9 protein-coding genes are annotated in these 10,231 nt (G+C 71.3%); 2 read left to right on the top strand and 7 right to left on the bottom strand.

Features of this window, described 5'->3' with window-relative positions:
* A partial coding sequence (locus Q1N79_RS09540) for a 2OG-Fe(II) oxygenase family protein (protein WP_300607002.1) occupies positions 1-363 on the top strand: 363 nt, incomplete at its 5' end.
* Positions 363-848: a hypothetical protein gene (locus Q1N79_RS09545; RefSeq protein WP_300607005.1), complete on the top strand. Its 486-nt coding sequence runs from the start codon at positions 363-365 to the stop codon at positions 846-848. The genes Q1N79_RS09540 and Q1N79_RS09545, both read left to right, overlap by 1 nt.
* On the opposite strand, the gene Q1N79_RS09550 is transcribed toward Q1N79_RS09545, so the two are convergent.
* The 7 genes from Q1N79_RS09550 to Q1N79_RS09580 are packed head-to-tail and all read right to left on the bottom strand — an operon-like array spanning position 831 to position 9,602.
* On the bottom strand, positions 831-1,856 hold the full coding sequence (locus Q1N79_RS09550) for an LLM class flavin-dependent oxidoreductase (RefSeq protein ID WP_300607008.1): 1,026 nt from the start codon (positions 1,854-1,856) through the stop codon (positions 831-833). The two genes, Q1N79_RS09545 and Q1N79_RS09550, sit on opposite strands and share 18 nt — an antisense overlap.
* A complete protein-coding gene (locus tag Q1N79_RS09555; RefSeq protein WP_300607011.1) occupies positions 1,853-3,199 on the bottom strand; it encodes an NtaA/DmoA family FMN-dependent monooxygenase in 1,347 nt (448 codons plus the stop codon). The genes Q1N79_RS09550 and Q1N79_RS09555 overlap by 4 nt, the downstream gene beginning before the upstream one ends.
* Positions 3,200-3,213: 14 nt before the next feature.
* Positions 3,214-4,332 (bottom strand): LLM class flavin-dependent oxidoreductase, encoded by a 1,119-nt coding sequence (locus Q1N79_RS09560; RefSeq protein ID WP_300607014.1) that lies wholly within the window; start codon positions 4,330-4,332, stop codon positions 3,214-3,216.
* Positions 4,333-4,389: 57 nt separating this feature from the next.
* The gene (locus Q1N79_RS09565) at positions 4,390-6,066 is read right to left on the bottom strand and encodes an ABC transporter ATP-binding protein (RefSeq protein WP_300607017.1); all 1,677 of its coding nucleotides are present in this window, start codon (positions 6,064-6,066) and stop codon (positions 4,390-4,392) included.
* Entirely contained in the window at positions 6,063-6,995 is a 933-nt protein-coding gene (locus tag Q1N79_RS09570; RefSeq protein ID WP_300607019.1) for an ABC transporter permease, read from the bottom strand. The genes Q1N79_RS09565 and Q1N79_RS09570 overlap by 4 nt, the downstream gene beginning before the upstream one ends.
* Positions 6,995-8,029, bottom strand: a complete 1,035-nt coding sequence (locus tag Q1N79_RS09575) for an ABC transporter permease (RefSeq protein WP_300607022.1) — start codon at positions 8,027-8,029, stop codon at positions 6,995-6,997. The genes Q1N79_RS09570 and Q1N79_RS09575 overlap by 1 nt, the downstream gene beginning before the upstream one ends.
* A 37-nt stretch (positions 8,030-8,066) precedes the next feature.
* Entirely contained in the window at positions 8,067-9,602 is a 1,536-nt protein-coding gene (locus tag Q1N79_RS09580; RefSeq protein WP_300607024.1) for an ABC transporter substrate-binding protein, read from the bottom strand.
* Between the last annotated feature and the right edge of the window lie 629 nt (positions 9,603-10,231).

Consider the following 10,231-nt stretch of genomic DNA (forward strand, 5'->3'; position numbering starts at 1 on the left):
GGGGACTGGCTGCCCGTGCCGATCGTGCCAGGCGCCCTGCAGGTCTTCTCCGGCACCCTGCTCACCCGGTGGACCAACGGGCTGCTGCGCCCGGCCCGCCACCGCGTGGTGGCCGGCGGCACCGTGACCAGGCGGTCGACGGCCATCTTCTACTACCCGGGCCTTGCCCAGGTGCTCGAGCCGCTGCCGCCGTTCGCGGCGCCGGGGGAGGAGACCGGTTTCGAGCCGGTCACGACCTGGGACCTGGTGAAGGACGGCGTGGCGAACTACCTCAAGGTGTTCGGCAGGCCCGAGCAGGTCACGGCCTGGCGCGAAGGCAGGCCCTACGTCGCCGAGCTCGCCGAGAACTCGGCGGGCCGCTGATGGCGGCGCTGCAGCCGGACGAATGCGCCACCCTGGCCAGGCACGCGGCCGACCTGGCGGTGCGGGGCCGCGCCGCGCTGCCGCTGGCCGCCGGCGGCGCGTCCGTCGTGCTCTGGGAGGACGAGGACTCCGTCGCCTGGCTCAACGTCGCGGCGGACCGGCGCGACACCGGGTACCACGACCATGACGGCTGCGCGGTCGGCGTCTACGTGATCGAGGGGAGCGTGACGAACGAGGGCCTGCCGATCGGCGGCCCGCGGCGCGTCAGGCGCTACGGGCCCGGCGACTCGTTCTCCGTGCCGTCCGGCGGCATTCACCGGATGGACCACGACGCCGGGGCGGTCACCGTCCACGTCTACTCGCCCCCGCTGCGCGCCATCGGCTACTACGAGGTCGTCGACGGCCTGCTCCAGCGCACGCCGGGGCCACCCGACGGGGCCTCACCGGAGAGCCCGCGGCTGCTTCGGTCACTGGCGGACCGCTGACGCCTGCGGCGCCCAGCCGAGCTGCGGCGCGATCTGCCCGGCGACCGCCTCGACCGCCTCCCGGCGCTGGGCGGGGTCGGTCGTCCCGTACCCCACCGAGAACTGCAGCTCGGTGGCGTACGGGAACGCCGGGAACGATTCGATCGACTCGGCGATCTGGTCCGGCGTCCCGTAGTGCACGTTGATCGCCGCCGCCTGCTGCTCGAGCGTGTCGGCCGCGGGCAGCCAGTCCTTGCCCCAGGCGTACACGGTCGCGATGTCCGCCGCCAGCTCCGCGAGGCCGGTCCGGCGGTCCCTGGCCAGGTGCACGTGCACCACGAGACCGACGCGCGGCACGGCGCCGCGCGGCAGGCAGGCGTGGTAGGCGGCCCCGGTGACCTCGGCGGGAACGGTCTGGGTGGTGCCGATGAGCACCCCATTGCGGCGGGCGGCGCTGTCCCGCCCGGTCTGCTCGGTGAGCGCGGACTCCCAGATGCGGCCCGCCAGCCCGCTGGCCCGCGGGTTCAGCTCGTGCGCGGTGCCGTTGATCGGTTCCCCGTCAAGGATGCGGCGCAGCGCCTCAAGCGACCGCTGGTAGGCGGCCTTCTTCCGCTCGCGGTCTGGTTCGAGGGCGACGCCGAGCGCCGCGGCGATCGGCGGCTGGCCGCCATTGGAGACGCCGAGCTCAAGGCGCCCGCCGCTGATCGCGTCGAGCACCGCCGCGTCCTCGGCGACCCGCACGACGTTCTCCAGCGGCAGCGGCACCACCGACGTCCCGAGCCGGATGCGCGACGTGCGCGCCGCCAGCGCGCCGAGAAAGGTGAAGGGGGACGGCAGGCCGCCAGGGAAGCTGAGGCCGGGGGTGCCGCTCGCGCGGCGGAAGTGGTACGAGCGCACCCAGGCGGTGTCGAAACCAAGCTGCTCGGCGCGGACGAACAAGTCGAGCGTCTGGCGGTAGACGGCCGCCTGCTCGCCGTGTTCACGCAGGTCGGAGTGGATGCCGATGCGCAGCCTGCGGACGGGGGTCACGCGGTCCGCCCGGCGAGGGACTGCGGGCCGCGGCCGGCACCGAGGTGCCCGCGCAACGTGGTGGTCTCGTACTCGCGCCGGTGCAGGCCGCGTCGCTGCAGGATCGGCACGACGTGGTCGGCGAACAGGTCAAGCGCACCGGGCAGCGTGGTCGGCTGCAGGGTGAAGCCGTCGCTGGCGCCGTCGGCGACCCAGCGCTCGATGAGGTCGGCGAACTGCTCCGGTGTGCCGGTGAACTCCAGGCCGCCCGGCAGCCCGGTGAGTTCGGCGGCGAGCTGGCGGAAGGTCTTTCCCGTCTGCTCGGTGCGGCGCACGATGTCCTCGGTGCGGCTGGTCGGCTGCGCGGCCGCGACCGCCGCGGCGCTGAGCGGGCGGTCAGGGTCGATCAGCGCGGCGTCGAGCCCGGCGTTGTGGGCCAGGTTGCGCCACCGGAACTCGGGGTCGACCCGGTCCTCAAGGCCGGCCCGGGCGGCGTCCGCCTCCGCCTGCGTGCTGCCGAGCACGAAGGCCACGCCGGGCAGCACGAGGACGCTGCCCGGGTCCCGCCCGTGGCGGCGGGCGGCCGCGCGGACCGAGTCGCGGAAGCGGCGGCCGGAGGGGATGTCAGGCTGCGCGGTGAAGACGAGGTCGGCGTGCTTGCCGGCCAGCTCGACGCCGGGGCCTGACGATCCCGCCTGGGCGAACGCGGGGCGGCCCTGCGGCGAGCGCGGCAGTGTCAGCGCACCGCTGACGTCGAAGAAGCGGCCGTGGAAGTCGACCGGCCTGATCAGGTCGGTGTTCGCCCAGACGCCGGCGTCCTGGTCGGCGAGGACCGCGTCGGCGTCCCAGCTCTCCCACAGCCGCGAGACCACCTCGACGAACTCATCGGCCCGGGCGTAACGGTCCTTGTGGGCGGGGTGCGCGGCGAGCCCGAAGTTTCCCGCCGCCCCCGCATAGCGGGTGGTCACGATGTTCCAGCCGGCCCGGCCGCCGGACAGGTGATCGATGGTGGCGAACCTGCGGGCCAGGTCGTAGGGCGAGCTGTAGGTCGTGGACGCCGTCGCGACAAGTCCGACCCGCGTCGTGGCGCGCGACAGCGCGGCGATGATCTCCAGCGGGTCGAAGCCGACCTGGGGGAAGTAGCGGGCGCGGAAGATCGCCAGGCCGGGCGAGTCGGCGAAGAACGCGGCGTCGAGCAGGCCGCGCTCGGCGCTGCGGGCCGCCCGCTCGAGCACGCCGAAGCGCGCGGGGCCCGTCAGGTCGGCGGGGTCCGCGAGCCGCCACGCGGACTCGTGGTAGCCGACACCGGACAGGAACGCGGTGAAGTGGGCGCGGGGCGCTCGGCTGCGGTATTCGGCGGTCATGGTTCCCGGCTTCCTCACGCGGCCCGGCCCGGGGCGGCGTCCCGCACCGTGACGGCCTGCCTGATCAGCCGGAGCGTCTGCCGGCGCAGGTCGGCGTCGCGCTCGCTGGTGACGTGGCTGCCGAGCGTGACAACCCCGACCCCGAGCTCGTGGTAGGCAAGGACGGCGTCCGCGATCGTCGACGGCGACCCGACGAGCGCCGGGGTGGCGCGCGAGAGCGCGGTGAGGCCCAGGTAGAGCACGTCATCCTCCCACTGCCCGTCGGCCGCGCCGAGGTCGGCGAACCGGTCCTCGCGAATCGAGCGGATCCCGCCGCGCTGTCCCGAGCGGTACTCCTGCAGCCGCCGGATCGCCTGCTCGAGGTCGCGCACGTGCTGGCGGGCCTGCTCGTCGGTCTCACCGGCGATCATGTTGAGGTTGATCCAGAAACGCAGCTCCCGTCCGGGTGCGGCCTGCCGTGCCTGCGCGATCTTCGCGGCCACCTTGGCGCGGGAGGTGCCGTGGAAGGCGAGCACGTCGCCGTGGCGGGCCGCGAGCTCGACCGCCTGCTCCGACTCGGCCGGCAGGGAGATGACCGGGCGGGGCCGCTGGACGGGCTTGACGCCGGAGAAGGCGCCGCGCACCCGGTAGAACTCGCCGTCGAAGTCGAACGGCTCGTCCCTGGTGAGCACGCCGGTGAAGATCTCCAGGTACTCCGCCGCGCGCCGGTAGCGCTCCTCGCGGTCGGCGTGGTCCCCGTCGCGCGGCAGGTCCGAGCCGCCGGCGCTGCCGAGGATCAGGTGCACCCCGGTGCGTCCCTCCGACACCCGGTCCAGTGTCGCCACGGCGCGCGCGGCCGCCGTGGGCGCCTGCGTGCCGGGCCGGTGGGCCAGCACGATGCTGAGCCGCCGCGTGTGCGCGAGCGCCCACGCGGCCGTCACGGTGACATCCGGCCAGGTCGCGCTCTGCGGGATGATGCTGGAGTCGTAGCCGGCCGCCTCGTACTCGCGGGCCTCTGAGCTGATGTACTCCGGGTCGGCCGTGACGGGCTCGGGCACCGGCGTGAAGTAAGCGGCCTCCCGCGCTATCCCCGCTGTCGAGTAGCTGTTGCTGTAGGACTGCGGGTTGATCCAGGAGCGCAGTTCGATCGGCATGGAACCCTGCTTTCTGCGTTGTGACTCGCCGCGTGACTCGCCGCGTGACTTGCCGCGTCATGCCGACAGCCGCCGCCGCAGCGAGACCGCGGAGTCGACGAGCGATTGCGTGTACGGGTGCTCAGGTCTGTCGAAGATCTCGTCAGCGGCCTTGAGCTCCACCAGCTCCCCGTCGTACAGCACGCCGATGCGATCGGAGACCTGGCGCACCACGGCCAGGTCATGGGAGATGAACAGGTACGACACCCCGGTGCGCTCTTGCAGCTCGCCGAGCAGGTCAAGCAGGCGCGCCTGGCTGGACACGTCGAGCGCGGAGGTCGGCTCATCGCAGATCACGAGCGGCACCTGCCCGGCGAAGGCGCGGGCGATGGCAACGCGCTGCTTCTGCCCGCCGGACAGCTGGTGCGGCAGCTTGCCGAGCAGGTCCGGTGACACCCCCGTGCTCGCGCCGAGTTCCTCGACGGTCTGGGTGCCGCCAAGCAGCTCGATGGACCGCGTCAGCACCTGCCTGACCGTGCGGCGGGGGTTCAGCGAGGCGTCGGCGTTCTGGAAGACGACCTGCACCCGCGGCAGGGCCTTGCGGCTGCGCCGCCGGTCCTCGACATCGAAGCTGATGCTGCCCTCGTAGCCGGTCAGGCCCGCGACGCTGAGGCCGAGGGTGGTCTTGCCGCTGCCCGACTCGCCGACCAGGCCGAGCACCTCGGCGCGGCCGATCGTGAACGACACGTCCCGCAGCGCGACCTTGCGATGGTAGCGCTTGGTCACGTGCTCCACGGTCACCAGCGGACCTGACGGCCTGCCGGGACCGAACGTGGTCGCCTGGGTGGGCCCGGTCGCCTGAGCAGGCGCTGCCCCCGCCGGGGCTGGCGTTCCCTGGCCGTCGGCGGCCGCGACGGCCGCGACGGCCGCGGCGGCGGAACGGCCTGGGCCGCGCGCCGCGGTTATGTCGGGCAGCGCGGCGATCAGCGACCGCGTGTAGGGGTGCTGCGGCGCGAGCAGCACGTCGGCGGCCGCCCCTTCCTCGACGAGCACGCCACGGCGCAGCACGCCGATGCGCTGGCAGTGCGCGGCCACCAGCGGCAGGTTGTGACTGATCAGGATGCTCGCGAACGCGAGGTCGGCCTGCAGGCTGTCGATCAGTGCCATGATCTCGGTCTCGACCCGGCTGTCCAGGCCGGTTGTCGGCTCGTCAAGGATCAGCAGCCGCGGCTCATTGGCCAGCGCCATCGCTATGACGATGCGCTGCTGCTGCCCCCCGGAAAGCTCGTGCGGGTACCGCTTGGCGATCGTCCGCGGCGGCGACAGGCGCACCCGCTCGATCGCGGCGAGGGTGCTCATCCGGGCTCGCGGCCGGCTCGCGCCGTGCAGCCGGTAGACCTCCGCGATCTGCTCGCCGACGGGCATGGTCGGGTTCAGCGCCAGCCCGGGCTCCTGGTAGACGACCGCGAGCGTGCCCGAGCGGAAGCCGCGCAGCGCGTGGCCGTCCAGTCCGAGGACCGGGACCCCGGCGACGGCGAGCTCGTCGGCATGGATCTCCGTGTTCGCCGGCAGGTACCGGGTCAGCGCCATCGCGGCCGTGGTCTTGCCCGAGCCGGACTCGCCGACGAGCCCGTAGGACTCTCCTGCCTCGACCGCGAAGCTCAGGCCGCGGATCGCGGTCACGGTCTGCCGGCGGGCGCGGTAGGCGACCGTGAGGTTGTCCACGGCCACGACCGGGGCGGACGACGCCCTCACGCCGACACCTCCTTGATGTTGTCGGCGATCAGCTGGGTCGCCACCACGAGGGAGGCGACCGCGAACGCCGGGGCAAGCACGGTCCACCAGGCGCTTTCCAGGTAGCCGAGGTTCTCGCCGATCGTCAGGCCCCAGTCCGGCGACGGCGGCTGCCAGCCGAGGCCGAGGAACGACAGCGTCGCCGTCATCAAGATGGCGGCGGACATGCTCAGGGTGACCTGGATGATCAGGGTGGGCAGGACGTTCGGCACGAGTTCGGTCATCATGATCCGCAGCCGCGACTCGCCCTGCACTTTGGCCGTGGTCACGTACTTCTTGCCCATTTCCGCGAGGACCGCGGCGCGGATGATGCGCGCGATGCCGGGGGCGAAGACGACGCCGATGATCACGATCAGGGCGGGCGTGCTGGCGCCGAAGGCGCCGACGACCACGATCAGGAAGATGAGCGGCGGCAACACGACGAGGACGTCGAAGAGCCGCATGAGCGCGGTGTCGACCCAGCCGCGGAAGTAGCCGGCGATGACGCCGAGCGCGCCGCCGATGAGGGTGGCCAGGACCGAGCCAAGCGGGCCGACGGCCAGCGCGGAATCCGCTCCGGCCAGGGTCCGGGCGAAGACGCTCCGGCCGAGGTAGTCGGTGCCGAACGGCTGTGCCCAGCTCGGCGGCGCGTTGTACACGCCTGTGCTGACGTAGGGGTTCAGGCCGAACAGGTGCCAGGTCAGCGCGGCCCCCACCCACCAGGCCACGATGAGCGCGCTGACGACGAACGTCGGGCGGCGCAGCAGGGCGCGCAGGCGCCGCCCCCGCCCGGCGGTCCCGGTGTCCTCGGTGTCCGCGGCGTCCAGGGTCACCGGCAGCGCCATCGCGGCGAAGTGCGGGGTGCCAGCTCCCGCGATCGTTTCCGGCACGCGCTGGGGCGGGGAGTCCATCAGCTCTCCGTGTTTTCGAAGCGGATGCGCGGGTCCATCAAGATCAGGCAGACGTCGGTCAGCAGGAGCGCCAGCAGCGAGACGACCCCGGTGACCATGACGGCGTCGGTGAGCAGCACGACGTCCTTGTGCTCGGCCGCGACCACGAGGAGGGCGCCGAGCCCTGGATAGTTGAACAGCGTCTCTACCACGGCGTTGCCGCCGAGCAGCGCGCCCAGGTACAGGCCGAGCAGCTGCATGGTGGGGATCAGCGCGTTGCGCGTGACATGGCGCCGCACGATCTGGGCTGGGGGCAGCCCCTTGAGCACGGCGGTGCGGTGGAACTGCGCGGTGATCGCGCCGGCCGTGCCGGTGCGCACCATGCGGCTGAGCACCGCCAGGTAGGCGATCGCGAGCACCACCGCGGGCAGCGTCATCGCGTGCAGACGCTGCGGCAGGTCGCCGGTGGCGTCGGCGGACGACTGGACGGGAACCATCTTGAGCCAGGCGGCGAACACGACGAGCAGCAGCACGCCGACGACGAACTCGGGCACCGACGACAGCGACATCAGCGAGATCGTGATCGCGCGGTCGGAGCGCCGCCCCTCCCGGTAAGCCTGCACCGAGCCGAGGGCGATCGACAGCGGCACCATGAGCACGAACCCGTACAGGCCGAGCAGCATGCTGTTCACCAGATGGCCGAGCACGAGCCCGCGGCAGGGCACGAGGTAGACGAAGCTCGTCCCCCAGTTGCCGGTGCAGAAGCCGCCCAGCCAGCGCAGGTAGCGCGCGACGACCGGTCCGGTGAGGCCGTTGCTCACATCCCACGCGTGCACCTGGGCCTGCGTGGCGTACGGGCCGAGCGCGTTGCGGCCCGGGTCGCCCGGTACGAGCTGGACCAGCCAGAAGGTCATGATCGAGACGACGAACAGGACCATAGGAATCTGGATCAGCCGCTTTCCGAGCAGCACGAGAATCCTGCTGTGCCGGTCGGAAAGCGCGCTGAACCCGCGCTCAGGCGTCGTTGTCGCCGTCCCCGGGCTCAGCGCGCTCACGTGGGCGTACCACCCCTTCCCTGATCGTCGCGGGTGGTCAGCTCGCTACCGAGATGCCGCGGAAGTCGAATCCTCCTGAGAAGTCCTGCCCGTTGGGGAACGTCCCCTGGACCGCGTTGCTCAGGTAAACGTCGTTCTCCTCGAACGCCGCGATGATGACCGGCACGTCGGTCCACTCGATCTCGGCGATCTGGTTGGCGAGCGACTGCCGCTGCGCGGCCGACGTGGCCGCCTCGAACTCCGTGTTAAGGGTCGCTAGCTGGGAGTTCGCGTAGTGCGACGCGTTCCACGCGCTGCCCGCCGCGTACATCAGCGAGTACAGCTGCGCGGGCAGCCGGTCCGCCCAGTCGGTGATCGTCACGGGCGAGTCCAGCCACGGCGAGACCGTGGTCCCCGCGTAGTACTGCGCCTCGGTCATCACGTCCAGCTTGACGTTGAAGCTGCCGGTGGCCTCGAGCTCCTGCTGCACGAGTTCGGCCAGCGTCTGCTCACCCTGGTAGGTGGTGATCGTGAAGCTGATCGTTTGGCCGCCAAGCAGCTGCTTGACCTTGGCGTCGTTCTGGTCGCGCACGGGCACGCCCTGAGGCTGCACCCCGTAGTCGGGGAACGTGGCGTAGTCGTCGCCGACGGTCGCGTCACCGCTGTAGGCGACCTGGACGATCGCCTGGCGGTTCAGCGCCCAGGCGATCGCCTGGCGGACGTTCTGACTGTTGAACGGGGCCTTGGTGACGTTGAACACGATGCCGTCGAATTTCGCGTAGCCCTCGCGTTCCTGGCGGTAGCTGGTGCCCAGGGCGGCGACGATCGTCGGGTCCGACGTGATCTGGTCGATCTCGCCGCTCTGGAACGCGAGCAGCTCAGACTGGTCGTCTGAATAGAACTTCGCGTCGATGCCCGACAGGTCGACCGCGGAAGCGTCCCAGTAGTAGGGGTTCTTCGTGTAGGTGACGCCCTGGCCCGGCGTGTACTTCTGCAGGATGAACTGGCCGGCGCCAACCGGGTCGTTGATCCAGTTGCCGGCGTTGAAGCCGGCCGGCAGGATCCAGGTGTTCGCGCCGGTCAGCAGGTACGGGAAGTCCGAGTAGGGCTCGTCGAGCGTGAAGATCACCGACTGGCCGTTCGGCCCGGCCGCCACCGACTTGACGATCCCCGCGAAGCTGCTCTGCGCGGGCGACTGGCTCTTCGGGCTGATGATGCTGTCGAAGGTGGCCACGACGTCGTTGGCGGTGAGGGGCTGACCGTTGCTGAATTTCAGGTTCGGGCGCAGCGCGATGGTCCAGGCGAGCTTGTTGGCCGACGGCGTCCACGAGCTCGCGAGCTGCGGCTCGAGCTTTCCGCTCGTGTTCTCGATGATCAGCTGGGCCGAGGCGAGCCCCACGATTTCCATCGTGTTGAAGTTGGCCGTGGTCAGCGGGTTGATGTTGCCCTCGGGAGTGATGAGCCCGAGGTTGTAGACGCCGCCGCTTCCGGCGGAGGCCGCGGCGGAAGGCGAAGTGCTCGGCGACGATGACGCCGTCGACGAGGACGAGGATGACGATGACGCGCAGGCGGAGAGCGCCAGTGCGACGGCCACCGCGAAGGCAAGTCCGGTCGTCCTTCGGACTGTTGAGAGCTTGGTCAAGGTCGGTGTGCTCCAGACATAGGCGCGGGTCTGACGAGCGTAAATCCTACTATCTCAATCTGAATAGTTGCAAAATTTTTCTTGCGCGCGGGCTGAAAACCAGCAACGGCAGCGGCTCCAGCCCCTGGCGCGGGCCTTCCGCGGTCCCGGGCGCGGGACGTTCCGCGGTCCCTGGCGCGTGACGTTCCGCGGTCCCGGGCGCGGGCCCTCCGCGGCGGCACCGGCTGCCACAAGAACCACTTGCATGCTACTTTGCACACTCTGTGACCATTTTGGAGTCCGTTATGGGCGATTTGTCCATGCATGGAGTGTGCAAAGTGCTCGCAGATCAAACAACACGCTGATTTCTGGTTCCCGCGCCGCGCCAGGTCCAGCCCCGCGGGAACCTTGAGCCCCGCCCGCATCACCGTTCCCGCATCGCCAGGCCCCCGGCACCGCCAGCCAGTTAACGGGGAAGATCCTGCGCCCTCTGGCGCGCATTTTCTTCCCCGATAACCGCGGTGCCCGGAATGCCCGATTCCGGCGGGGCGGCGTTCCCGGCATATCGCCGCGCCGGCCGCACCCGGGCGCCCCGCCGGTGA

Source organism: Trebonia sp. (assembly GCF_030042015.1).
In the GTDB taxonomy this organism is placed as follows: domain Bacteria; phylum Actinomycetota; class Actinomycetes; order Streptosporangiales; family Streptosporangiaceae; genus Trebonia.